This window comes from Wolbachia endosymbiont (group A) of Udea olivalis, assembly GCF_964028365.1.
GTDB classification, from domain to species: Bacteria; Pseudomonadota; Alphaproteobacteria; order Rickettsiales; family Anaplasmataceae; genus Wolbachia; species Wolbachia pipientis.
The window spans coordinates 479,387-504,258 of sequence record NZ_OZ034773.1; the positions used below are offsets into that span (position 1 = coordinate 479,387).

At 35.2% G+C, this 24,872-nt stretch carries 28 protein-coding genes, 1 tRNA gene and 2 pseudogenes; 21 read left to right on the forward strand and 10 right to left on the reverse strand.

Translation table 11 applies throughout. The features are described from left to right. Positions 1 to 138: 138 nt before the first annotated feature. The gene (locus tag ABWU32_RS02195) at positions 139 to 1,086 is read right to left on the reverse strand and encodes an IS110 family transposase (RefSeq protein ID WP_015588780.1); all 948 of its coding nucleotides are present in this window, start codon (positions 1,084 to 1,086) and stop codon (positions 139 to 141) included. A 219-nt stretch (positions 1,087 to 1,305) separates the two neighbouring features. Here ABWU32_RS02195 and ABWU32_RS02200 point away from each other — a divergent pair. Next, positions 1,306 to 1,710 (forward strand): annotated as a pseudogene (locus ABWU32_RS02200) (IS4 family transposase); the annotation flags it as partial. Positions 1,711 to 1,717: 7 nt separating this feature from the next. Here ABWU32_RS02200 and ABWU32_RS02205 read toward each other — a convergent pair. Beyond that, a pseudogene (locus ABWU32_RS02205) lies at positions 1,718 to 2,303 on the reverse strand (DUF6444 domain-containing protein); the annotation flags it as partial. A 430-nt stretch (positions 2,304 to 2,733) separates the two neighbouring features. On the opposite strand from ABWU32_RS02205, the gene ABWU32_RS02210 reads away from it, so the two are divergent. The 8 genes from ABWU32_RS02210 to ABWU32_RS02245 all read left to right on the forward strand — a co-directional run bounded on the left by ABWU32_RS02210 (position 2,734) and on the right by ABWU32_RS02245 (position 11,054). Further along, complete coding sequence (locus ABWU32_RS02210; protein ID WP_015588781.1) at positions 2,734 to 3,375, forward strand: protocatechuate 3,4-dioxygenase; 642 nt, start codon at positions 2,734 to 2,736, stop codon at positions 3,373 to 3,375. Between the two features lie 96 nt (positions 3,376 to 3,471). Then, positions 3,472 to 4,974 (forward strand): leucyl aminopeptidase, encoded by a 1,503-nt coding sequence (locus tag ABWU32_RS02215; protein WP_010962337.1) that lies wholly within the window; start codon positions 3,472 to 3,474, stop codon positions 4,972 to 4,974. A gap of 371 nt (positions 4,975 to 5,345) precedes the next feature. After that, the gene (locus ABWU32_RS02220) at positions 5,346 to 6,533 is read left to right on the forward strand and encodes an MFS transporter (RefSeq protein WP_141456806.1); all 1,188 of its coding nucleotides are present in this window, start codon (positions 5,346 to 5,348) and stop codon (positions 6,531 to 6,533) included. Between the two features lie 60 nt (positions 6,534 to 6,593). Continuing rightward, positions 6,594 to 6,899 carry an integration host factor subunit alpha gene (locus tag ABWU32_RS02225; protein WP_006279881.1) on the forward strand — a complete coding sequence of 102 codons (306 nt, stop codon included), beginning with the start codon at positions 6,594 to 6,596 and terminating at the stop codon, positions 6,897 to 6,899. Then, complete coding sequence (locus ABWU32_RS02230; RefSeq protein WP_006279880.1) at positions 6,899 to 7,225, forward strand: MerR family transcriptional regulator; 327 nt, start codon at positions 6,899 to 6,901, stop codon at positions 7,223 to 7,225. Before ABWU32_RS02225 ends, ABWU32_RS02230 begins: the two co-directional genes overlap by 1 nt. 45 nt (positions 7,226 to 7,270) lie before the next feature. Beyond that, the gene (locus ABWU32_RS02235; protein ID WP_006279879.1) at positions 7,271 to 7,867 is read left to right on the forward strand and encodes a murein hydrolase activator EnvC family protein; all 597 of its coding nucleotides are present in this window, start codon (positions 7,271 to 7,273) and stop codon (positions 7,865 to 7,867) included. A 12-nt stretch (positions 7,868 to 7,879) separates the two neighbouring features. Next, complete coding sequence (leuS, locus tag ABWU32_RS02240) at positions 7,880 to 10,330, forward strand: leucine--tRNA ligase (RefSeq protein ID WP_265027926.1); 2,451 nt, start codon at positions 7,880 to 7,882, stop codon at positions 10,328 to 10,330. Between the two features lie 118 nt (positions 10,331 to 10,448). Beyond that, positions 10,449 to 11,054, forward strand: a complete 606-nt coding sequence (locus ABWU32_RS02245; RefSeq protein WP_015588785.1) for an OmpA-like protein — start codon at positions 10,449 to 10,451, stop codon at positions 11,052 to 11,054. A 518-nt stretch (positions 11,055 to 11,572) separates the two neighbouring features. On the opposite strand, the gene ABWU32_RS02250 is transcribed toward ABWU32_RS02245, so the two are convergent. From ABWU32_RS02250 to ABWU32_RS02260, 4 genes are read right to left on the reverse strand one after another with little or no spacing between them, the layout of a single operon-like run. After that, entirely contained in the window at positions 11,573 to 11,737 is a 165-nt protein-coding gene (locus ABWU32_RS02250; protein WP_010082072.1) for an IS3 family transposase, read from the reverse strand. Continuing rightward, the gene (locus ABWU32_RS07925; protein ID WP_010082071.1) at positions 11,730 to 11,891 is read right to left on the reverse strand and encodes a DDE-type integrase/transposase/recombinase; all 162 of its coding nucleotides are present in this window, start codon (positions 11,889 to 11,891) and stop codon (positions 11,730 to 11,732) included. The genes ABWU32_RS02250 and ABWU32_RS07925 overlap by 8 nt, the downstream gene beginning before the upstream one ends. 3 nt (positions 11,892 to 11,894) lie before the next feature. Continuing rightward, positions 11,895 to 12,329, reverse strand: coding sequence for an IS3 family transposase (locus ABWU32_RS02255; protein WP_141456787.1), 435 nt, complete (start codon positions 12,327 to 12,329; stop codon positions 11,895 to 11,897). Then, the gene (locus ABWU32_RS02260; RefSeq protein WP_081600753.1) at positions 12,314 to 12,616 is read right to left on the reverse strand and encodes a transposase; all 303 of its coding nucleotides are present in this window, start codon (positions 12,614 to 12,616) and stop codon (positions 12,314 to 12,316) included. Before ABWU32_RS02260 ends, ABWU32_RS02255 begins: the two co-directional genes overlap by 16 nt. A gap of 136 nt (positions 12,617 to 12,752) precedes the next feature. On the opposite strand from ABWU32_RS02260, the gene ABWU32_RS02265 reads away from it, so the two are divergent. Then, positions 12,753 to 13,460: a pyridoxine 5'-phosphate synthase gene (locus ABWU32_RS02265; RefSeq protein ID WP_141456804.1), complete on the forward strand. Its 708-nt coding sequence runs from the start codon at positions 12,753 to 12,755 to the stop codon at positions 13,458 to 13,460. On the opposite strand, the gene ABWU32_RS02270 is transcribed toward ABWU32_RS02265, so the two are convergent. The 3 genes from ABWU32_RS02270 to rplM form a co-directional block, all read right to left on the reverse strand. Then, positions 13,453 to 13,764: an HU family DNA-binding protein gene (locus ABWU32_RS02270; protein WP_006279876.1), complete on the reverse strand. Its 312-nt coding sequence runs from the start codon at positions 13,762 to 13,764 to the stop codon at positions 13,453 to 13,455. The genes ABWU32_RS02265 and ABWU32_RS02270 overlap by 8 nt on opposite strands. Positions 13,765 to 13,910: 146 nt before the next feature. Then, a complete protein-coding gene (gene rpsI, locus ABWU32_RS02275; RefSeq protein ID WP_007548415.1) occupies positions 13,911 to 14,366 on the reverse strand; it encodes a 30S ribosomal protein S9 in 456 nt (151 codons plus the stop codon). Positions 14,367 to 14,376: 10 nt separating this feature from the next. Next, positions 14,377 to 14,835 carry a 50S ribosomal protein L13 gene (gene rplM, locus ABWU32_RS02280; protein ID WP_010082596.1) on the reverse strand — a complete coding sequence of 153 codons (459 nt, stop codon included), beginning with the start codon at positions 14,833 to 14,835 and terminating at the stop codon, positions 14,377 to 14,379. Between the two features lie 129 nt (positions 14,836 to 14,964). Between rplM and ABWU32_RS02285 the strand changes: the two genes are divergently transcribed. From ABWU32_RS02285 to ruvC, 11 genes are all read left to right on the forward strand, one after another. Further along, a complete protein-coding gene (locus ABWU32_RS02285) occupies positions 14,965 to 16,188 on the forward strand; it encodes a TolC family protein (RefSeq protein ID WP_006279873.1) in 1,224 nt (407 codons plus the stop codon). Between the two features lie 19 nt (positions 16,189 to 16,207). Continuing rightward, positions 16,208 to 16,783, forward strand: coding sequence for a PopZ family protein (locus tag ABWU32_RS02290; protein ID WP_010082598.1), 576 nt, complete (start codon positions 16,208 to 16,210; stop codon positions 16,781 to 16,783). 76 nt (positions 16,784 to 16,859) lie between these two features. Further along, positions 16,860 to 17,438, forward strand: coding sequence for an RlmE family RNA methyltransferase (locus tag ABWU32_RS02295; protein WP_015588787.1), 579 nt, complete (start codon positions 16,860 to 16,862; stop codon positions 17,436 to 17,438). A 1,060-nt stretch (positions 17,439 to 18,498) separates the two neighbouring features. Next, the gene (rplU, locus tag ABWU32_RS02305) at positions 18,499 to 18,801 is read left to right on the forward strand and encodes a 50S ribosomal protein L21 (RefSeq protein ID WP_015588788.1); all 303 of its coding nucleotides are present in this window, start codon (positions 18,499 to 18,501) and stop codon (positions 18,799 to 18,801) included. A 10-nt stretch (positions 18,802 to 18,811) separates the two neighbouring features. Further along, the gene (rpmA, locus tag ABWU32_RS02310; protein ID WP_006279564.1) at positions 18,812 to 19,081 is read left to right on the forward strand and encodes a 50S ribosomal protein L27; all 270 of its coding nucleotides are present in this window, start codon (positions 18,812 to 18,814) and stop codon (positions 19,079 to 19,081) included. Between the two features lie 9 nt (positions 19,082 to 19,090). Beyond that, positions 19,091 to 19,167: transfer RNA gene (locus tag ABWU32_RS02315), tRNA-Ile, on the forward strand. Positions 19,168 to 19,224: 57 nt separating this feature from the next. Continuing rightward, the gene (metK, locus tag ABWU32_RS02320; RefSeq protein WP_174516991.1) at positions 19,225 to 20,397 is read left to right on the forward strand and encodes a methionine adenosyltransferase; all 1,173 of its coding nucleotides are present in this window, start codon (positions 19,225 to 19,227) and stop codon (positions 20,395 to 20,397) included. 126 nt (positions 20,398 to 20,523) lie between these two features. Further along, positions 20,524 to 21,207 (forward strand): TenA family protein, encoded by a 684-nt coding sequence (locus tag ABWU32_RS02325; RefSeq protein WP_038249063.1) that lies wholly within the window; start codon positions 20,524 to 20,526, stop codon positions 21,205 to 21,207. Between the two features lie 44 nt (positions 21,208 to 21,251). Then, the gene (locus ABWU32_RS02330; protein WP_353278743.1) at positions 21,252 to 21,911 is read left to right on the forward strand and encodes a TenA family protein; all 660 of its coding nucleotides are present in this window, start codon (positions 21,252 to 21,254) and stop codon (positions 21,909 to 21,911) included. Positions 21,912 to 21,958: 47 nt separating this feature from the next. Next, complete coding sequence (locus ABWU32_RS02335; protein WP_353278744.1) at positions 21,959 to 22,786, forward strand: cytochrome c oxidase subunit 3; 828 nt, start codon at positions 21,959 to 21,961, stop codon at positions 22,784 to 22,786. After that, positions 22,787 to 23,275 carry a crossover junction endodeoxyribonuclease RuvC gene (gene ruvC, locus ABWU32_RS02340; protein ID WP_015588791.1) on the forward strand — a complete coding sequence of 163 codons (489 nt, stop codon included), beginning with the start codon at positions 22,787 to 22,789 and terminating at the stop codon, positions 23,273 to 23,275. It begins immediately after the preceding gene. A gap of 44 nt (positions 23,276 to 23,319) precedes the next feature. On the opposite strand, the gene ruvX is transcribed toward ruvC, so the two are convergent. Then, complete coding sequence (gene ruvX, locus ABWU32_RS02345) at positions 23,320 to 23,787, reverse strand: Holliday junction resolvase RuvX (protein WP_010082183.1); 468 nt, start codon at positions 23,785 to 23,787, stop codon at positions 23,320 to 23,322. Between the last annotated feature and the right edge of the window lie 1,085 nt (positions 23,788 to 24,872).

The window sequence follows — 24,872 nt, forward strand, 5'->3', positions numbered from 1 at the left end:
AACCCGTTTGTCATAGAAATAGAATTTTATATCAAACAGCTACCACAGCAATTTCTGCTTAAGCTAATGAATATGTGCTTTAAGTCTGTGTGGACGCACATATTCATTAGCCAATTTTAGTTACCGTTGTGAAGATTTTTAAGTATGCAAATTAATTGCTTCTTTAAGTCTTGTATTAGCAATTACTATAATTTTACGCATTAGGGCTGTTATAGCCACCATCTTCTTCTTACCACTTTCAACAAGCTTAGAATAAAAGGCGCCAAGTATAGATTTTGACCTTGTAGCAGCCATAGCGGCTGTAAAGAGCTTTGAACGAACGTTACTTCTACCACCTGTAATCCTTCGGTAACCAACAGCTTTACCACTTTCTTTTGGATGCGGTGCAACTCCGGCAAGACTTGCTACTTCTTTTCTGTTTAAGTAACCAAGCTCTGGCATTAAACACAAAAAATCTTGTGATAACTTTTTACCTATTCCAGGAACTGTTTTAAGAATTTTTTGGCGTTGTTGTAATTCGCGGCTTTCATCAATAATCTTTTGTATAGTATCATTGAGTTCGTTTATTTGACTATCGAAAAACTCAATGGTCTTTTGACAGCTTTCTTTTATATGATCATTTTCCGGTGCTTCAAGTCTGCATTTTTCTTGAGTTCTCATTTGCGTAATATCATCACGACGTTGACAAAGTGCAGCCAAAGTTGATTGTTCTGTAGAGGTAGGTACAAATAGAGAGATAGTTCTATGGCGTTCAAATCCATATTGAGCAAGAGCTCTTGCATCTGATCTATCAGACTTTGCTAAAGCTCCGTGAGATAAAATAAAGCTTTTTACTTTACGAGTATTAGCTCGATGCACGGCAATATTTTTGTCGGTAAGAAAATGTGATAAGCCAAGCTCATATTTCCCTGTATTTTCTAAAGTCACTAAAGCATTAGGTAGAATATCTGAAAACTCTTGAAATAATTGTTGCCAACCAGAAGCATTATTATCAAATTCGACAGCATTCTTCTGTTTGTGAATTGCAACGACATTTTTAAATTTTCCGATGTCAATGCCAATAAAATTTTGATAAGATGTAACCATAATAAACCTCGATAGTTTTAGTTAATTTAAGATTGTAAACGGGTGCATATATATGTCCCAAGCAACTATTCAAACGTATCGAGAGATAGGGCTAGCGTACCTTGATACCAACGGTTGTAATACCAATTTCCTTTCGGTCGCGCACGCCCGCTATTCCTAGTGAGCAGGGTTATCTTTCTCTCTTATCTCTTTTATATCACGTTTTTAACTTACAATTTCCTTAGATGGAAAATAGAGATATTACATAAAATTTTAAATCCGGTCTCAAAGTTGAGGAATGTAGACTTGGAACAGCAGAAAGATTAATGAGGTATTTAACAGTCATGAGCATTATTGCTTGGAGAATTTTCTTTATTACATCAATTGCAAGAACTAACCCAACATTACCATGTACTGCCTTATTAGCTGAGGAAGAATGGAAAGTTTTATATGTTAAAATACACAGGAAACCATGTCCAAATATAGCCCCTACTATAAAAGAAGCCGTTTCGTGAACTTGGAGGTCATTTAGCAAGAAAAAGCGACCCAAAACCAGGACCAATTACTCTTTGGAAAGGGTGGAGACGTCTCTTTGATCTAGCAGAAGGATGGCGACTTGCTCACGAACCTCATATTTGTGGGTAATAGTAAGATTTGATATGCTGCCAACACTTATGTTCAAATTAAAAATGTCATTTATGATACTAGCCACTTCACGCTTTGAGTTTTTGTAAAATCCGCTGAGTGCTGCAATTATAGACTTAACCCTTGGACCAAATGTATCTGGCGTAACACCTTCTGGTAACTTGCTACTTTTTCTTTTTCTGCATCTCCAACAACGACCATGTTCCAATTACTACATAAGGCCTAATTTCCGGAAGATCAACTTTTTGGTGAACATAAGGTTTTTCGCATATTACAAGCTCTCCTCCGCATTCGCAAATATTAGGCAACTCTATTTTTACTACTTTATCCGCTTCCATTGTGGCATGAAAATTTCCTTTATACCCAACCTGATCGCCAACATTCCTTTCGCTTTTTGGCTTGTCCTTTTTTGTTTTGTACAATTCTTTAGAGCTCGGTAGAGATGAATTTTTCGAGTTTAAACCAAGCCTTTCCTTTAATTCAGCGTTCTCTATCTTTAAAGCTTTATTTTCTGCTTTTAAGTTTTCTATCTCTGCTTCCAGTTTTTCTATTTTTTGCTGTAAATTTTTGCAAAGTTCTAAAAGGTTTACCACATTACCTCACTTTTGCTCTATGATTATCTTTTTAGATCACTTTGTCTACCTTATTCTACCACTCCGCTGAACGGATACAATTTACTAAACAGAAAAAAAGGCAAAAGAAACCCCGTGTTAGCTAGTTGTCACTCTCTAATCCTGCAAATTGGCGTACTATACTGTCTTGAACGACTTATAAGCGCGTTTCAGCTTGTGTAGGTAAAAACCTAGAAATATTGTGAAGACATAAGGTGCACATAGTGCAAAAAATTAAAAATAAGACGCCAACTACGTTGTTTTCTTGCTGTTTAATCTGCACAGATGAAGATAACTGAATACCTTCAGTTTTATGATAAGAGGGCTGGCGGAGTTTGTAAAGTAATTTTTTCGTTTCTATTCCCAATAAAAGTTTGTTATATGGTTATGCAAGAAGTCTATTATAAATGAAATGAATGTGAAAAATATCTTATTAGCGTTTTTAGTACAAATGGTATTCAGTTTGCCGCTATTTGCAGCTGATCCTGTTTTGCTCAACTGCATTGAAACTCCAGAAATATATGACCTTGATGCAAGGCCAAAAAATTTTAACTCTTCAAACAATTTAAGAAGAAAACCTGGTTCTCCAAATAGTGCAATAGGGGAATTAATACACATAGTGGGTAGAATTACTGATATAAACTGCTTACCAATACAAAATGCTGTAGTTTCTATATGGCACGCGAATTCACGCGGCGTGAACCATTACGATAAGAATATAGAGGATGATCTGAATTTTGCTGGATCAGGAAGGTTTGTAGTGAATAATCTTGGCTATTATAATTTTATTACGATAGCACCTGGTAAAATTGGTGATAGAGCTCCACATATCAACTTTCTAGTTCAACATCCGGATTTTCCAGAATTCACAACGCAAATGTTTTTTGCTGACCATAATTGCGATAATTGCGCTGATCCTGTTCTTGAAGATTTTGTTAGTAATGGGCTTGCAAGCCTTCTCATAACACCATTTACTTACAGTGATCAGGTCATAAAAACCTATACGTTTAACATTACCTTGGGCGGATATAATAAGTTCTCTAATAAAAGATAAAAAACCTTGCATGTAAGGGAGTCCATAGTAAACTTAAGTGTTATTGTACTTAGGATGTATATGAAAAATATCTTACTGATGTTTTTGCTATGTTTTATGTACAGTTTACAATTATTTGCAACGGAGATACCAGCAATGAAAATAACAATTTCTAAAATTTCGCCCGATTTTAAAACAATAGTAATGGGTTTATTTGAAGACAACGAAACCGTAAATGATGGCGGAGTTTTGCAAGGAAAACAGGTCATAGATAATATAAAGCAATTTAGCGATTTCAATGGAAGTTTTGGTGAATTTTTCTCTACTGCTTTGCCAGAAGAAAAAAATGTTATAGTTGTTGGACTGGGTAAGAAGGATGAATGGAATGAAAATAAAGAATTAAATATTGGTGGTAAAATATATTGTGAGCTAAGCAGATTAAAAATTAAAAAAGCAGCGGTTTTAATCGAAGGTAGTGCAGCAAATGTTGCATATGGTGCGTTTCTGCGTAGTTTTAAGTTTGATAAGTATAAAACTAAAAAGGATGAGAAAATTACAGAGGTAGAGGAGATTACCGTATTAGTAAAAGATGAACAATTAAGTAATGCTGAAAGATCATTTGAGCACTTAAGGCAAGAAGGTGAGAGTATATTTCTTGCGCGCTCTTTTATAACAGAGCCTCCTAACATTCTATATCCAGAATCCTATGCTGATCATATAAAAAAAGAACTTACTAAGCTTGGCCTTGAAATCGAGGTGCTTGATAAAAAGCAGATGGAAGAGAAAAAAATGGGAGCCTTGCTTGGAGTTGCACAAGGAAGTAGTAAAGAACCAAAATTAGTAGTGATAAAATGGAATGGAGCTTCTAAAGAACAAAAGCCTATAGCTTTTGTTGGTAAAGGTATAACGTTTGACACTGGTGGAGTATCACTCAAACCTTCACGTGGTATGGAGTCGATGAAATATGACATGGCAGGCTCTGCTACTGTGGTTGGGGTGATGCATGCTTTAGCAGGACGAAAAGCAAAAGTAAATGCAATTGGCGTGGTCGCACTTGCAGAAAATGCAGTGGGTGGTAATGCTCAAAGACCAAGTGATGTAGTAACTTCAATGTCTGGACAAACAATAGAAGTGTTGAACACCGATGCAGAAGGAAGGCTCATACTTGCAGATGCTTTATGGTATACGCAAGATAGATTCTCACCAAAATTTATGATTGATCTTGCAACTTTAACTGGTGCTATAGTGGTTGCACTTGGAAATAACGAATATGCTGGTCTTTTTTCAAATAATGATGAATTAGCAAACCGTCTGATTGATGCAGGAAATGAAGTAAATGAGAAGTTATGGCGTTTTCCTATGAATGAAACTTATGACAAAATTATTGATTCACCGATTGCTGATGTTCAAAACATCGCTCCTGCAGGCTCTGGTGGAGATAGCATAATGGCTGCACAGTTTTTACAGCGTTTTGTGAATGAAACTTGCTGGGCACATTTAGATATCGCAGGCACTGCTTGGCACGAGAAAGGTACTGACATTTGTCCAAGAGGAGCAGTAGGTTTTGGTGTAAGGTTACTTAATAAGTTGGTTGAGAAGTACTACGAAGCCAATGATTAAAGGTCTTTATACTGGATTTATGGCTTAGCTACATGAACGTTTATTTTCGAGGCGCAGCAAATGAAAGTAGCTGATACATATTTCTTTTTTTCTGGATTCCAGTGTCAGCTACTTTCATGACACCCTGACAACCGTCATCCCGCTACTTGTTAGCGGCTGAGATACCGCGAATGAATCGCGGTATGACGGTTCGTGGCGGTGTGACGATAAGCTCGTCATCCCGCTGCTTGTTAGCGGGATCTAGAGATACCGCGGCGGCATGACGTAGGGAAACCGTTTTTTGGGTTAGCTATAACAGTAGTCAGGAAACAATAGCTTAAAAAGAGACTTAGTGTTAAATTTCTAATAGATTACTTATAAAAATAAATCTTATGGAAAGCAGAGCTAAGGCTTGGTTCATTTGGCTGATTAGTAACTTGGTTGTTATATTCAGCAACATGCAGATAATTTATACCTTTATAAGTGTAAATCTCGAAAAGGAACTTGGACTTACAATCGCGCAAGTTGCACTGGCTAATTCAGCATATACTTGGACTTTCGCCATCTTACAATTTTTTAGTGGAGCAACGTTTAATGTTTTTTCCAGTAAAAAAATTTATTTTTTCTCGTTATCAACTATGATCTTGGGGTTTTTTGTCCTTATTAATAGTGACAATTTCTCCCATTTGATTTTGTCTCAAGTGTTGATTGCAACTGGAGCATCATTTGGTTTTATTGGTGCTGCTCACACAAGTAGCATATGTTTTTCCGCTGCCCAATTTGGACTAATGTTTTCACTAGTGCAGACAATTTCAAGCCTTTCTGCTTTGGTAATTCAAATACTGTTCTCTAACTTGCTTGCCGAAGATGCATATTGGAAAAATCTGATTGTATGCATAATACTATTTGGTGTGTTGATATTTGTACTTACGCTTTTTTGTCCAAACACACTTCCAGAAAGCAGCTCAGAAAAGCGCACAATAAAAAGCTCTATGAAGACAGTAATGTGCTCTATATTAACAGTGCTAAAATTAAGAGATATCTGGATAACTTCAGTGGTGGGTGCTATTACTTTTGGAACATTTTTAGCACTTAATACCTTGTGGGCTCCAAGGTTACTGGGCAACTCAGAACTCAATGCAATGGAGTCAGGTATAGCAACTGCAATACTATGGCTTGGTCTTGCAGTTGGTGCTCCAATTGCAGATCGAATCTCAAACTTATTTAAAAATAGGAAACATGTAATTTCTGCTTTTGCTTTATTGCAAGGCGTCTCAATTATTATTTTACTATACAGCCATTTAACAGTCCACGTTGTGTACTTTTGTATGTTAATGTTCGGGTTTTTTGCGGGAGGACATATGCTTAATTTTACTGTCGGCAGCGAGATTGTGAAACGAAAATACATCAGCACATCATCATCCATTATCAATGGATTTATGTTTATTGGCAGTGGAGTTATAGTGTCAATGTTAGCACTTTTTACAGATCATAAAATGGCACTTTTTGCAATATTTGCGATATTGATAGTTGCCGGTATTTTAAATTATGCAACAAAAGAGACATACTCTAAAAAATAAAGTAGCTGAATCTCGAGTCGATTGCTATATTATATTTACGTATTGTAATATTTATCAATAATGGATCACGTTACAACAAAAGACACAACAGTAACTAAGGCAACGATAGCTGGAGATATAAACCAAGAAATAGGATTATCAAAGGAAGACTCTGTTTCGATAATAGATGATATATTGGACGAAATAAAGACAAGCTTGGTAAAGGATGGAATAGTAAAAATATCGTCATTTGGAACATTCTTGGTTAAGAAAAAGAAGGAAAGACCAGGAAATATACCAAATACATCGGAGAAAGTGATGATTCAGGCAAGAAATTCAGTTTCTTTTAGGCCTTCAAAAATTATAAAAAAATCAATCAATAATTAATGAACAAGGAAAAATTATTTTATACGATTGGGGAAGTAGCTGAAGAGCTACATTTGGAACAGCATGTTTTGAGATTTTGGGAAGGTCAATTTCATCAAATTAAGCCTACAAAGCGTAAAGGAAGAAGGCTATATGATCGCAAGTGTATAGAGGCCATAAAGAAAGTAAAATACATGCTATATGATAAAGGATATACAATAAAAGGAGTGCAAAAAGAATTTGGTAATGATATAAAAGTCACAAAGAATTTGTTGCAAGAACTCACCGATTTGAGGGACTATTTAACTAGTAAAATAAATAACGAGGAAAGTAACAAGCAGGCGTGAAACACTACGTCTCGCTAAAATTTTGGAGTTTTGTGAGAGTTTAAAATGTGGCATATAGCCTCATTTCTTATGTTATTAGCAATATTAATAGGCTGTGGCCTGCAAAAACCTGCACCTGTGCTGCTTAAAGGCGAAGAATTTTACGGAAAAAGAGATCTGGAATATACAAGAGAGTACCATTTAATTAGGGAGCCTTCAGTGCAAAAAGAAAGTAGAAAAGCCATCATAAATAGGATATACAAAGATAACAATAATACACAAAATGTGGGGGTAAATTGTAAATTTGTAATGCCAGTTAAAGGTTCAGCTACCTCTTCTGATGAAATGTGTAAGGATGGCATAAAAATTGCTGCTCAAAATGGAACGAACGTAGTTTCCTCTGCACCAGGCAAAGTGATATATGTAGGCAAAGGGCTGAGATGGTATGGGAATTTAATTATAGTGGAACACAAAGATAATTACATGACTGTGTACTCCTATTTAAAAAACATACATGTTGAAATTGGCGATAAAGTAAAGCAAGGTCAAGTAATTGGATCTGCAGGTAAATCAAGCACACAAGATAAAGATCCACAGATGTGTTTCACAATACGACATAATGGCCAAGCGGTTGATCCTTTGATGCATATGAACTGTAATTGAATTTGGATTTATATGAAATATGATTTTAAAAGTGTTGAAAAATTTTATCAAGATAAATGGGATTTTTCTGTAAGCAAGAGTGGTAAACAAGAAAAGTGTTACGTGTTGGAAATGTTTCCATATCCATCTGGTAAAATTCATATGGGACACTTACGTAACTATGCAATAGGGGATGTGATAGCGCGTTACAAGAGAGCTAATGGATTTGAGGTTTTGCATCCAATTGGCTGGGATGCGTTTGGATTACCAGCTGAGAATGCAGCAAGGGATAACAATATTAGCCCCGAAACATGGACAAAAGAGAATATAGATAATATGCGTACACAGTTGAAATCTATAGGTCTTTCTTATAATTGGGAGCGTGAACTCTCCACATGTGAGCCTGATTATTACAAACACGAACAAAAATTTTTCCTGGATTTTTTAAAGCATGGGCTTGCCTATCGAAAAGAATCATGGGTTAACTGGGATCCAGTGGACCAAACAGTGCTTGCAAATGAACAGGTGGTTGATGGAAAAGGATGGCGGTCAGGCGCCGTTGTTGAAAAACGTAAGTTATCCCAGTGGTTTTTAAAGATTACTGATTTCGCTAAAGATTTACTCAAGTGTCTGCAAAGTTTGAAAAATTGGCCAGAAAAAGTCAAAACAATGCAGGAGCGTTGGATAGGAAAATCTGAAGGGGTAACTATAGATTTTGAAATAGTTGGCTTAAATAAGAAATTAAAGATTTTTACAACTTCTCCTCATACTTGGTTTGGAGCTTCTTTTTTTGCGGTAGCAGCAGAACACCCTATTGTGCAGGATCTTAAGGACAAAGAAATACGAGACTTTATCGATGGCATGAAAGCAAAGGAGGAAAATGACGAAAAAATAGGAGTTTACACCGGATTAAACGTCAAGCATCCATTTCTTGATAAGGAATTGCCGCTTTACATAGCGAATTTTGTGTTGATGGAATATGGGGAAGGCGCGATTTTTGGGTGCCCTGCACATGATCAGCGTGATTTTGAATTTGCACAGAAATACGATTTGCCGGTTATTCCTGTTATTTGTGAAAAGGGTGCACAAGCCATAGTGACTCTAGAAGAAGCCTACACTGGCGGCGAAATAATGTGCAACTCTGAATTCTTAAATGGATTGACGGTTAGTGAAGCAAAGGAAGTAATCATTAAAAAGCTCAAAGAAAAAGGGATAGGTGAGAAAACAACAAACTATCGTTTACATGATTGGGGAATTTCGAGACAACGTTATTGGGGATGCCCTATACCTATCATATATTGCAGAGACTGCGGAACTGTTCCAGTACCAGAAAAAGACCTTCCTGTAGTTCTACCAACAGATGTGGAATTTACAAGTGGTGGTAATCCGCTTGATAAACACCCAACTTGGAAGTTCGTTGATTGCCCAAAATGTGGAAAGCAAGCAGAGCGTGAAACTGATACATTCGACACCTTTTTTGAGTCTTCCTGGTATTTTGCTGCATTCTGTAGTGAAGATAAATCAATAGACAAAGATGCATGTAATCGTTTTATGCCTGTTGATTATTATATAGGTGGGATAGAGCATGCAATTCTGCATTTGCTTTACTCACGATTTTTCTGCCGTGCTTTAACCAAATGTGGCTATTTTGATATTAAAGAGCCTTTCTCTACTTTAATCACTCAAGGAATGGTCTGCCATGCAACTTATAAAGACGAAAATGGTAAGTGGCTATTTCCCGCAGAAGCAAAAGAGTTGATTGCACAAGGAGCTAAGGTTCAAGTTGGAAAAGTCGAGAAAATGAGCAAATCGAAAAAGAACACAGTTGATCCAAATTTTATCATAGAAAAGTATGGTGCTGATACTGCCCGCTTGTTTGTGTTGTCTGACACTCCTCCAGAGAAAGATATGGAATGGTCCGATGATGGTGTGGAAGGTTGTTCTCGTTATGTAAATAAATTGTGGCGTATGGTCATGCAGCTTAAGCCTGTGAATATGCACTATGATAACAAAAGTGTTACGGGTGGACTTCTAGAGTACAGAAAAAAAATTCATAAACTCTTACATGGACTTACAGATGACTTGGAAAACTGCAGATTAAACTGTGTAGTGGCAAAATTTCGTGAAATGACGAATTTAATAGCTGAAATAGACGTAGCAGCTGGAAAATCTCTTATTAATGAAGGTATATGCATACTAATCAGAGTAATCGAACCATTTATGCCGCATTTAGCTGAAAGCCTATGGCAAGAAATAGGAGGTCAACCTTGGCCAAAAGCTGATGAATCATTATTAGTTGACGATACGGTAACTATAGCAGTGCAGATCAATGGAAAGTTGCGTGCGACAATCGAAGTGGCAATTAACTTACCTCAAGAAGAATTGAAGAAAATAGCGATAGACTCTGTGTCCAGTAAGATCGATCAAAACAAAGTTCGCACTGTATATGCTGTACCAAATAAGATAGTAAATATAGTTATATAAAAAATCCGTAGCGCATCTTTGACTTCATGGTTATACTCTTTTTAACATGCAATTATATCTTTTTTAATATAAAGGATATATACTTATGCATTATATATTTTTTTGTATGAGGAGTTATATGAAAATGAAAAGATTATGTGCTTTAGCTGTGTTGCTCACTTCATCTCTAGCAGGTACAGCTAATAATAGTGCAAGTAAGTCAGAAGATCAGTATTATGCAGGTTTAAACTTTGGTGCTGGATGGGGTGGTGGCTTAAAAATAAAACCTAGCGTTGTTTTTGGTTATCATCATGACAAAAACTCTAAGTTTGAACTTGAGGTTCTCACTGACATAAGTGATATGTTTGGTAAAGAAGAAAAGAAAATGGGGGCTAGCTTATTAGCAAATTACCGTTATTACCCTAACCTTGATATTGATCCCGTTAAGCTATATGTCAGCGGAGGTTTAGGAGGATACCTACAAGTAATACCTTTTGGCTTTGGTAACAGTGGTACAAGTGAACCTGCAAGCAAAGATATTGAAGCTGCTGGAGAGAAGGCATCTGTAGTAGATAAAATACTGGGTTCTATTTCCTATAAACTAAAGGTCGGTGTTGATTATGAAATTGCTCCACAGATAGTTGGTACAGTTGGTATTACCGCAGGCGGGCAACTAAGTGGCTTTAAACCACCAGTACAAATACCGGACGCGATTCTAGAAGTAGGAATACGTTATAATTTTTAATGCTGCTACTTAGTTCATAAAGGTAGAGGCAATGTTGAGGATGAAATAAACAGCATTAAAAAAATCTGGAAATATATGAGATACTTTTCGAATATGGTTTTGAACGCTGACTATAGATTAGAAAAATAACAAGAAAAAGGGTAAACATACTGTAATTGCTGTTGAATGATGGAGTCCATTATTTTAGCACGAAGTAACGAATTCAGTAGAATAAGTTCTTCAAAAATAATTTAAACTTTTATTAGTAGGAGCAGTCTCATGGAATATTATAGCGATCTCACTAAAAGAAACTTTTATAAGTATCGTTGATGAGAAAGGAAAAATTGTTAAGGAAGAAGTTGTTGCAAGAGAAAGTAAGGCAATAGCTGAATTTTTTCTTGGTCAAGGCAAAAAATATGAATCCATGGGAATAGAAAGTGGACAGTTGTCAATTGACCTTACCCAGAAAAAGTGGAGAGAAAGTGTGGAATGTTTTTTACAAAAAGAATGATGCATCAAATTGTTCTGGAATGCAATAGTTAATAGTGACGTTGTTTGTTATAAAAAATTTCTATGTATTCAAATATTGCAGTTCTAGTTTGTTGAGCAGAGTGTTGTGAAGTATCAATAAGTATTTCTCTTTTCAATGAGCTAAAGAAGCTTTCTGCAACAGAATTGTCGTAACAACAGCCTTTATTACTCATCTATATTCTTTACAGCTAAGAGATATTGATACCCTTGCGCAGTATATTGTGAACCTTGGTCACTGTGCAGCAGTAGATTTTTAACAGGTTTACGCCTATTAATGGCCATTAATAAAGAGTTCATAACCAATTGTTTATTTATTGCACTACTCATTAACTACCATACGTGAGAATTATTGCTGCCAAATATAGCCATCCCTCCTTGGTTTTGATGTAAGTAATCCCATACTTTATTTGGTTGATCAACAATAAAGTTTTGATCTAGTATATTGGGAGCTACAGCTCTATTATCTGTTTGTTGTTTTTTAATTTTAAACTTTCTTCTCAGTATAGCCCTGATGTCATTTTTCTGCATAATACTTTGCACCGTTTTCAAATTGCAACTTTTACCCAAAGCCTTCAATTCAGCATAAATTTTAGGAGCTCCATATCTACATTTAGAAACTTGATATATTTTTTGAATAGCTTCTAGTAGCTCTTTATTTGCTGATTCTCTACTGCTTATTTTTCTTGTAGTCCACTTATAGTAGCCACTAGCAGAAAATCCTACATAATTCCTGTACTTTATAGCAGTTACTATATAAAAAAATATTTTACTCTTTTTGACTGGCCAGGGCTTTTTTTTAAATGTCTCTTTCCCTTGTTACTCTTGCTTTGTAAATCAAACCTCTCTTTGTCGTAAGGAGCCATGTTACCTCTACCTGGAAATGCATCTGCTGCCGACTTTTTTTCGTTGTGTTTCTTTATCCATTTTCCTAATAAACCACCCTTTATTCCTAAATCTCTTGCTATTTTTGTAATTGTTTGACCTGCCTTTCTTTGTTCATTTGCCAGTTTAACAGCTTCCAATTTGAATTCTGCTGTATATTCTCTTACCATTTCTAATCCTCCAAAATTTTATTTTACCCGAAAAAACTCCTTTCTTTCTCTCCACTTTTTCTGGGTAAGGTCAAACAATGACTATGCAAAAAAACTAATAACATGTATAATCTATAAATAATTTCTGAGGTAGATTGTGAAACTAGGTGTTAATATCGATCACGTTGCAACCCTCCGCAACGCACGCGGAACTTCTTATCCAGATCCATTGAAAGCAGCAGAAATAGCAATTGACGCTGGAGCAGACTTTATTACTGTACACTTACGAGAAGATAGAAGGCATATTAGAGATGAAGACGTATTTAACCTAAAAAAAAGCATTAGCACTGAGTTAAATCTTGAAATTGCAGCCACGGAAGAAATGCTTGAAATAGCAAAAAAGGTAAAACCCTATTCGATTAGTATAGTACCAGAAAAAAGAGAAGAATTAACAACCGAAGGTGGCCTGGATATCGTGAATATGCACAGTAAACTTTCTAGTATAATAGAGGAAATGCATAGCTCTAGCATAAAAGTCTCACTGTTTATCGATCCAAATATTGATCAACTAACATATCTTGAAAAGCTAGGGACAAAACCTGACATAATAGAAATTCACACAGGGGATTACTGTGATAATCCATCAGAAAAAAAGTTACAGTTAATTACTAATGCTGCAGAGTACGTCAATAAATTAGGAATAGAATGCCACGCAGGACATGGCATAACTTATAAACACGCTAAGAAGATGACAAGAATACCTCACATCTCAGCTCTTAACATAGGCCACTATTTAATTAGCGAAGCTGTATTTTACGGCTTACACAGCGTAGTAAAAACAATGAAAATGACAATGTCTAACTAACTGCTGCTTTTTCCTTCTCATTTAAAATACTTAAAAGAGTTTGGCTTGCTTTAAATTTTACCCTTGTCTTTTTAGGAACAGTCATGATCTCACCACTTTGGGGGTTACGACATTGTTTTTCCTGACTGATAGCAGTAGAAAATGTTCCTATTCCATGCAAACGTATTTCACCTTTCCCATGCAGCTCATTCTTTATTATTTTAATAAACGCATCATGAATCTTGCTCAAATCAGATTTTGTTATATCTATATTCTGACTAGAACAATCTTCCTTTAATTGTTTTATTATATCTTCTTTACTCATAAATTACCTTAATATTGAAAAAATCACATAAATAGCATATTATGTTGACACCGATAGTCAACTAAATTCATCACAAAAATAGAGGATATCATACATTTTTGCAAATATTTGTATAATACTTACAAAAAAACACCACTATAAAATAACTATCTCTTAGAAAATTGACACTTTTTCCGAGCTTTATGTTGACCATATTTCTTACGTTCAACAACACGTGAATCTCTAGTTAAGAACTCACCATTACGTAATATAGAATGCAAATCTTGGCTTACGCTACTTAAAGCTCTGCTTATTCCATGAGCTAGAGCACCTGCTTGACCAGATAGCCCTCCACCTTTTACAGTTGCAAATACATCATATTTATCTAACATAGAGGTTGCAACAAATGGCATTTTTACTGTTTGGCACACTGACTCTCTTTTAAAATAAGAAATTAGATCGCCTTTTTTGTTAACACTAAATTTTCCACTCCCCGGCTTTATCCATACTCTTGCTACAGATTCTTTTCTTCGGCCTGTAGCATATAAACGACCAAGCGAATCAACTGCTGATTTAATTGTCTTTTCTGACCAATCATTGTTATTTATTGTAGAACTCTTCATTTTTACTCCATTACTTTTTATTTTTACGATTCAAAGAGGCAAAATCTATCTTTTCAGGTTGCTGTCCTTGATGCTTATGCTCTGAACCAGAATAAACATACAAATTTTCAAAGCGTCTACGTGCCATAGGCCCATCATCAAGCATCCTTTTCACTGCCATTTCTATTACACGCTCAGGAAATTTGCCATTTAAAATATTATCTGGAGTAGTTTTCTTCAAACCACCAGAATAACCTGTATGCTTATAGTAAATTTTATCTTTAAGCTTCTTTCCGGTGAAATGCACCTTTTCTGCGTTGATAATAATTACATTATCGCCACAATCCATATGAGGTGTATACTCAGGTTTATGCTTTCCACGTAATAGTGTCGCTACAAATGCTGCAAGCCTCCCTACCACTAATCCTTCTGCATCTATGACAAACCACTTTTTATTGATTTGTTTCTCCTTTAAGAAAAAAGTCTTCATTATTTGATCCAACAATAGTAAGCTATGATATACTTAATTTCTCAATAGTGTCAACAATATTAGTTATTGATTATTAAAGTAATTTATGTTAGTAATTGAGCTGCGCAACCAATATGCATAGGAATTAGAATGTTTCGATTGATTATCACACTTGCGATCATTTTTAATACTATAAGTTGCTATGCAACCGATGTGGGAGAAGTGATAAGCAAAGCCATCAAAAATAGCTCAAAAATAAAGTCTCAATTTTACCAATATAAAAGCGCAGAAAAACACTATAAATCTTCTGGGTTAGCTGGATTTTTACCTGACATTAATTTGCAATACAATTTCGATAGTAACTTTAATCTTGATACATCTGAAAAAAAACTTACATTGCGCCAGAAATTAATCGATGGCGGTGGTACCTTTGCCACATTCAGTCGATCAAGCCATCTTCTCAAAGCAGAAAAGATGCGATTTCAGCAATTAAAACAAGAGCTTGCACTTAATGCTGTGAAAGCATATGTTAATGTTTTACAAAAGACAGAAATATTAAAGCTCAGAGAACATAAAGAACGCGTTTCTTTGGAACATTTGTCAGCTATGAAAAAACGCTTTTCCCTTGGAGAGGTAACCAATGCTGAAGTTTTGTTAGCAAAAGCAAAATTTTCGTCTTCTATATCCGAAAGAGTTGATGCTGAAGGTAAATTAAAGTTGGTAAATATTGCTTATTATCATTTGATTGGCGAAGATGCTGATGACCTTTCTGAAGCTAATGATAAACTACCTTCTGTTCCAGAGCTAAATGAATGTTTACAGTTAGCAAAAACCAATAATTTATCTCTAAAAGCAGCAGTTTATCAAAAAAGAGCAGCCGGAATGGAAGTGATTGCTGAAAGCTCCAAGTGGCTTCCTTCTTTAAATCTAAGTGCAAGCAAAAATTTTGGGGAGGATGGTATGAAGGTAGACAAACTATTAGAAAATGTTCATGTAGTTTTTACTCTTGATGTTCCAATCTTTAAGAGAGGAGTTAATGCTTTTGGTGTCAGTAAAGCTAAAATGGATGCAAAAAAATCTACCTACGATTATTATGAAACGGTAAAAAATATAGAACAAGCAGTTGTAAATGCTTGGAATAATGTGTTGACAGCAAAGGCCATTATCAAAGCAAGTCAAGAAGCGGAAAAAGCAGCAGCTCTAGCATTGGAAGGAGTTGAGCAAGAAGTAAACTTAAATTTAAAGAGTACATCTGACCTTTTGGACACTGAAGATGCATTATTTAAAGCACGTTCAGACTTAGTTGAAGCAAAAAGCAATTATGTGATTAGTGTTTACAACTTGCTTTTTATGATAAATAGTATAGACCTCTAAATTTAATGGTATTAGCACTATGCATGATGAACAAGGCAATCAATCTGTAAAAGATATCCTAGAAGATATAAAAAAAGCTATATCGGGTAAAAACGCGAGTAACGATAAAGCAGAAATAAAGGATGAAAATGATGATGTGCTATACCTTGAGGAAGAGTATCCAGAAGAAATAGAAGAAGATGGCAAAAAAGAAAATAATGAAAAAGAGGACATTGATAATGATGACCAAAGTGAGGAAATGGCTTGCAACAATAACCAATTTAATGGCCATAGCTACAATTCAGAAGAAAAAAAAGATATTTATTTGTACGATAATATCCAAATGAGTAATAACAAAGCGAGTAATAGCGGCTTACAAGCGCAAAATAACGATCATCTAATTTTAAAAGAGAATATGGAAGAGATCAAAGCGTTGCTTGGAAAAATGCAAAACGAATTACAGCATAAACAACAAAAAAAAGCGAACCTTACTGTTGAAGAATTAGTTACATCTCTTTTAAAACCTCAGCTCTCAGAATGGCTGAATAAATATCTACATGCACTGGTAAAAGAAGTAGTTGAAAAAGAGCTTAAAGATATAATCAATAATAAGTAGGGTATTAGCAATAAAAACTAGAGTAAAGACGGCTAGAGGCAGAAAACTATCTTCAACAAGGTGGCTACATCGTCATTTGAATGATCAGTATGTGCAAAAAACTAGCAAGGATGGTTATAGGTCACGCTCAGCATATAAGCTGGTAGAAATGGATAACAAATTTAAATTATTCCAAGAAGGGCAAAAAATTATTGATCTTGGTGCTTCTCCTGGTGGATGGTCACAAGTTGCATCTCAGAAAGGTGCAAATGTGGTTGCTCTTGACATAAAACCAATGAACGCAATTAATGGAGTAGAGTTTATACAATGTGATATTATCAATGAGTTTGAAATTTTAAGAGAAAAATTCAAGGATCAAAAATTTGATGTAATTTTATCTGACATGGCGCCCGAATCTTGTGGTTTAAAATCGTTGGATCATATCAGAATTATGCTTTTATGTGAGGCAGCGCTCAATTTTGCAAAGCATTTCTTGAGCCATGGTGGCACGTTTGTAGTAAAAATTTTCCAAGGAGAATCTGATAAAGATTTTTGTAACGAGCTAAAAAAAATGTTTAAAACAGTAAAATACTTTAAACCAAAGTCAAGTAGATCTGAATCTACAGAAATGTATTTGGTAAGTTTAGGCTTTATTGGCAGCAGACTTTCTATATAATATTAATCCAGGTAGCCCACAGAAACGAAAAAACTTCCTTGACAAACTCCGCCAGCCCCCTTATCATAACAGTGAAGCTATTGTATTTGCTTTCGCCAATCTGCAGATTAAAAGGTAAGGATTACTTAATGTATCGGCGTCTTATATTCAATTTTTTGCAGTATATAGATACTGTATGTCTTTACAAAACTTCATCTACATCTAGATTTTTATCTAAATAAGCTGAACGCGCTTATAAAGCGTTACAAGACATCAAAAAATGCCAATACTCGACAGAGATAGTAAAAGACTAGCTAACTCGGGGATTCTTTGTCTTTTTTTCTGCTTGGTAAATTTCTTAAACATTTGCAGCGTAGGTTAGTTGCAATTAAAAGCAGCTGAATTTCGCTTGTCAAGCGTTTAAAACATAAAAAACGCCAATATTTTAAAGCGGACAATAACCACGGGGCTTCTTTTGCCTTTTTTTTCGCTTGGTAAATTTCTTAATATTTATAGCAACATGAATTGGGCAGGAAGGTGTCATTCCAGTGCTCCTTTTTTTGTCACCCGAGCCCCTATGATGTCATTCCAGTGCCTCTATGATGTCATTCCAGTGCTTGACACTGGGATCCAGTTTTCCATATAATCTCATCGAAAATGTTGTAACCACTTTCTATGCTAGTTTGCTTGCTCACAAGCAAACTTTCCTGGATCCCAGTGTCAAGCACTGGGATGACAGAAGAAGGAGGCGCTGCCGTCTTGGATGAAAAGGCTGGATTCCAGTGTCAGCTACTTTCATGACATCATCATAAGGTAAACCAGTGTCAGCTACTCGGATGACAGGAGAAGGGGCTACTTGAATGACGGTGTCGGTAAACTTAGAGCTATAATAACTATTTGCCTTTTTTCTGCTTAGGTTATGCAAGAAGTCTACTGTCTGAGAAAAAGTAGATAAAGGGTGAAGAAAGATAGAAGTGTTTAGATAGCTTAAAAAGAACGTTAAGTCATGCTTTTTATTTATATTGACAGCGTATATGACATCGTTTACGATTAAAGTTAATAACAATAATTTATATTTATCATGTTTGCAGTAATTGAGACTGGTGGAAAGCAATATTTAGTAAAAGAAGGTAGTATAATAAAGGTAGAGAAGTTAGAAGCTGAAGAAAAAAAAGAGGTGGAAATCAATAAGGTGATTTGTATTTCAAATAATGGCTTATCTTATTCATCTAATGCTACTGTTAAAGCTGAAGTGTTGCAGCAGTGCAGGGGGGAAAAAATTATAATCTTTAAGAAGAAAAGAAGAAAAAATTACCGTAGGAAAACTGGTCATAGGCAGTATATAACTGTTCTTCGTATAAATGAAATTAGTCTTCAAAAGTAAGAGGTAAGATATGGCAACTAAAAAATCAGGTGGTAGTTCCTGTAATGGTAGAGATTCAGCGGGTCGTAGGTTAGGAATAAAGAAGAATGGGAAGGTTATTCCTGGTAACATAATTGTGCGCCAAAGAGGCACAAAATTCCATCCTGGGAAGAATGTTGGTATAGGTAAAGATCATACGATTTTTGCTAAAATAGAAGGCTGGGTCAGCTTTAGAAGGTCAGCAAATAAAAAGACTTTTATTGATATCGTGCCTACAGATAATATGAAAGCTTCAGCTTGAATAAATCATGGGTCTGTAGCTCAGGTGGTTAGAGCGCACGCCTGATAAGCGTGAGGTCGGAGGTTCAACTCTTCCCAGACCCACCATTTAGTAGTTACTAACTGTGTTTTCTATAGCGGTTTTGATATTGTATAAGCAAAAACATGAGTTTATATAAAAATTTAGTAACCAGTGAATCAGTGGCGGCTGGTCATCCAGATAAAGTAGCAGATCAAATTTCAGATGCAATACTTGATGAGTACCTTTTTACTGATCCTTTTGCGCGAGCTGCAATAGAGACTTTAGTCACCAAAGATAACGTTATTATAGCTGGGGAAGTGTTTGGGCCTAACATCAAAAATAGCAGGATTGAAAGTATTGTACGGAATACAATAAAAGATATTGGTTACAAGCACGATGGGTTCCACTGGAGAAAAGTGAAAGTAAATATATTGCTGCATGAGCAATCAAATGACATTGCAATAGGGGTGGATCAAGGTGCTGGAGATCAGGGCATAATGTATGGCTATGCAACAACAGAGACAGAAAACCTTATGCCGGCACCCATTTTTTATGCACACTCGATTCTGAAAAATATCATGAGCGCAGTTAAAGAAGCAAAACTTGGTCCAGATGCAAAGTCACAAATCACTTTGGCATATGAGAATAACCTCCCGGTACGTGCTGAAAGTATTATTGTCTCGATACAGCACCCTGAGAATTTGGATCAATCAAAAGTAAAAGAAATAATTTACCCTTACATAGTTTCATCTTTACCTGAAGGATGGATGTGTCCTGAGGAAAATCTCTTAGTCAATCCAACTGGTAGATTTGTTATTGGTGGGCCAGTTGGTGATTGTGGATTAACCGGACGAAAAATTATGGTTGATACTTATGGGGGTTATATTCCACACGGTGGAGGGGCATTTTCCGGAAAAGATGCAACTAAAGTTGATAGATCTGCAGCTTATATGGCAAGATACCTTGCTAAAAATATTGTCTTTGCAGGTTTGGCTGAACGTTGTCTTGTGCAGCTTTCTTATGCAATTGGTGTATCAAAACCTACTTCATTCTATATTGATACATTTGGTGCGAATAAGGTAGAGGAAAGAGTAATTAAAAAGTTTATCGAGAATAATATAGATTTATCAACAAAAGGCATAATCAAGCATTTATCGCTTAATTGCCCTATATATAAACGTACAGCCTGTTATGGACATTTTGGTAAACAGTCGGAAAGGGACGGTGGATTTTCTTGGGAAAACATGGACTTATCTGCTGATCTTTGTAGAGAATTCAATATAGAAGGTAATAGTAAAATTTCTTTAGATTGCTAAAATTTTTGATTTACAGCCTCATATTTATATACTAGCTTATTGTTAAAGCATAGCACGCTTTTTCATAATAATTATACCATATTAGTAATAATTTTTATATTCAATTTTTATTGTGAGGCTTATAAAGTGTATAACGAAATAGAAGGAGAACTGTACAACGTAATTGTAAAAGAGTTTTCTGATCTTATTGATAAAATAAAAGAACACCCTTTTAATGTTGAATTGATAAATAATACATTAGATTATGAAAAATTCAAATTCTACCTTCAGCAGGATTTTCTGTATTGTATAGATTGCGCTCGTGCTTTTTTAATTGTTGCAGCTAGAGTTGATGATATTGAAATGATGAGTAGTTTAATCAATTTGGCACAAGGAGCATTTTATGTTCGAGAACAGTATAAAAAATATTTTGAAGATTGTGATCTATCTGATGATCACAAAAAGTCAAGAGCTTGTTCTGCCTTTACTGACTTTTTCATGAGTGCCGCATATCACAATTCTGTTAATGAAGCTTTAGTAGCATCTTATTCTTGCTTTAACATATACCAAATCGTTATACGCCATATGGTAAATGAGATAACAACTAAAGGGGTTAAAAATAACAAATACAAAGAGTGGATCAACATTTATAGTAGCGAAACAGTAAATGCTGTAATTGATGAGGTTACTGATATTACAAATAAGCTATATAAAAAAGCTAGTGACTGTGAAAAAAAGAGGATGTATGAGTTTTTTAAGAAAGGGCTGGAATTAGAAATAATGTTTTGGGATGAGGCATATTACTCTAATATATCTAGCAAAGAATATTAGCAGCGGATTATTTACGTTAACTTGATCTTTTATCGATAACTACAGTGTTCAGTGGCATAATTAGGAGCTGTTACGGGTCAAATCTTTTAAAGGATATAATTGAGCATCCTTTTAATGTTGAGTTAGCGAATAACACCCTAAATATAGAGAACTTCAAATTCTATGCTCAACAAAAGACGTTGTTCTTAGGTGATTATATTCGTACCACCTTAATTACTGCATCCAAAATGGAAGATTATAGTAGTATTATCTCGCTTGCTGAAGTAGCCCAAAGAGTAGTGACTGTTAATAGAATGTTATATGACTACTACTTTACTATGTACGGTATAAGTTGCGAAAAGAAATCTCTTGAGTGTTTTAATTTCACTAATTTTCTTTTATCCATCTCGCATAGTAATACCTATGAGGCTATGACGGTTTTGTATTCTTGCATGTTTATATACGAGACTGTCGTTGATAGCATGAAAAATAGATTCAAGAAAAATAATAGATATAGGGATTGGTTTAATTTTTGTTACAGTGATTCAGTAAAGTCTGGATGCATTATTTTGGAAAATATTGTTGATGGATATTTCAGCAGAGCAAGAGAAAACGAAAAGAGCAGAATGCTTGAGTTGTTTAGAATAACTGCACAATTTGTGTTAGATTTTTTGAACGGTGCATATAATTTTTCAAGATTCAATCAATTTCCTAAGGAACATTGACAATTTTAAGCTAATTTGTATCCTTAATAAGTATTTTTTAAAATGCTATGAAAAATAAAGAACATGATTTTCATTTAGTGGATCCAAGCCCTTGGCCAATTGCTGTATCAGCAGCAATTCTTATTCTTGCACTTGGATTAGTTGGCGCGCTTCATAAACAAATTGTCGGAATGTTTTGTTTAGTTTTGGGAATCTCCGCAGTATCAGGGGTGCTGTTTTATTGGTGGAGAGATGTAATAAGGGAGGCCATTTATGACAAATGTCACACTGCCATTGTAAAACATGGACTCAAATTTGCAATGTACTTGTTTATTCTCTCGGAGGTCGTATTTTTTATAGTGTTCTTTTGTTCATTCTTTAAAGCCTGGCTTGATCCAGTTTTTTTATTTGAGGCGTTTTCTCCTGCAAAAAAAGTTGAATGGCCCCCTGAGGGAATTTTGCCACCTGATCCGTGGTCACTACCATTCATGAATACATTAATATTATTGCTTTCTGGTACAACAATTACTTGGGCAAATCACTCTTTACTTAAAAATGATAAAAAGAGCATGATTAAAATGCTGTCCATAACTATATTGCTTGGAGTTTTTTTTATAATAGTGCAAGCAATAGAGTATCATGAAGCGAGTTTTTCTCTACAAGAAACAGGAGAAAAGCTTATTTATACATCCAATTTTTACATGATTACCGGTTTTCACTGCGCACACGTTATAATAGGAATAATATTTTTATCAGTGTGTTTATTTAGAGCACGGAAAGGCCAATTTACACTTCAGGACCATTTGTGCTTTGAGTTTGCCTCCTGGTATTGGCACTTTGTAGATGTAGTCTGGATATTTTTATTTTTGTTTGTCTATTGGTTAAGCGTTTATTAAGTGGTTAAAATAATAGGTCTAGATCCAGGAATAAGCAAGACTGGGTGGGCCATTATCAGCCTGAACGAAAAAAATAATATTGAATTTTTGGGCGGCGGTACCATATCAACTGATGGTAAATTGGGTACAGGTGAACGCCTACATACAATTTTTGAACAATTAAAGAAAGTAATTTCCCTATACTCTCCGAATGAAGCTGCGGTGGAGAAAATTTTTGTTAATAAAAATCCTAAATCTTCACTAACTTTAGGATATGCAAGAGGGGTTGTAATTTTAGCGTTAAAAATAACAAAGCTAACTATGAATGAATATGATGCAAACTATGTAAAAAAAAGCATTACCGGAAATGGCCATGCTGATAAGGATCAGATGATATTTATGGTGAAGCAAATAGTTAAAAATTTGAGTATAAAATGCCACCATGCTGCTGACGCTCTTGCTGTAGCAATTTGTCATGCTTATACGAAAGGTTCTTGTTTTGTTGAGTAACTTTTATATGGGATTCAGTTTGAAGATTTCCAGATCTGGAAAAACTATTTGATTGTATTTATCTTGTCTAACGTTCGTTGCAAAATAATACATGCGGAGATTTTATCATCTATTTTTTTCGATTTTGTGATTGATATTCCAGTAATTTTTAGTGTATGAGTTGCGATAGATGTTGAGAAGCTTTCGTCTTGTAAGTATATATTTACTTTATATTTTTTTATTATTTTATTTGCGAATTGGATTATAGTTTTACACCATTTAGTTTCTTGCTCGTCCATTTTTAATGGTAGTCCTATTACCATTGATCCAGATTCATTTTCTTTGAATATTCTATGCAGATAACCTAAATCTTTGCTCATATTTTTTCTGTGATATATGCTATGAGCTGTGGCTATGAGCTGTGTTTTATCGCTAAATGCTATGCCTATTTGCTTTTCTCCCATGTCAAGGCACATTATGCGCTTATCTTTTGGAATAGACTTTAGAAACTCATCTGGATTTCTATGTAGCATCTATTAGACTTCCTTTAAAGTGACCTTACCAAAAAAGTGGAGAGAAAGTTAAGAAAATTTTTTACAAAAAGAATAATGAATCAAATTGCTCAGGAATGCAATAGACTTCTTGCATAACCCAAACTAAGTAGAAAAAAGGTATCATCTAAGTAGCTGACACTGGTTTCCATCCAAAAGGGCAGTGCCCCTATGATGTCATTCCAGTGCTTGACACTGGAATCCAGACTTTAATTGTTATACTTGTAAATAAGTCTGGTGAGAATAGACGTTCATCTCAAAATGCAGTATTTTTGTTGAAATAGCTCAACTGGATTCCAGCGTCACGCGCTGGAATGACACCTTTGTGTTTGCATAGCTGTACGAACATTGTGATTTGAGAGCAATCTCCACAAGGGAGGATGTCATTCCAGCGCCCAGACACTGGAATCCAGGAAAAAGAATGGTGTCATCCAAGTAGCTGACACTGGGATGGCTTTGTTGCATCGCTACTTATGAAAGGCTAACTATAATTAGGATTATAAGCAACCTATTGAAAATCTTGTTTTTTTGCAATCAATCTGATCAAATTTAAGAATAGTAATTTATTATTTATATTAATAAATTTAATTCTATTGAAAATAGCTAAAGCATTGAAATTCTTGAATTTTAGCCGGATTAGTGAGTGGTAGTGAAATTTCTTTTACTCAAATTTAGGTATTCACTGACCGTTCTTGTTATAAATACCAGAATAATAAGCTACTGATATTCTCCACCTTTTTTATCTTTAATCCATCATAGCTAGCGATGCAACAAAGCCCACTGGGATCCAGAAGACTTAATTTCAACCAAATAATAAAGGCTGGATCCCAGTGCTTGGCACTGGAATGACAGCAATCCTACGTCATACCGCAATTCATTCGCGGTATCTCGGCCGCTAACAAGTAGCGGGATGACGGTTATCGTTTAGCTACAAACATTAAGAAATTTACCAAACGAAAAAAAAGGCAAAAGAAGCCCCGTGGTTGGCTAATTACTTACATTATACTTTCAAGTATGGCGTTTTTTTATTCTAAACACTTAATAACCGCGATTCAGTTGCTTTTAAA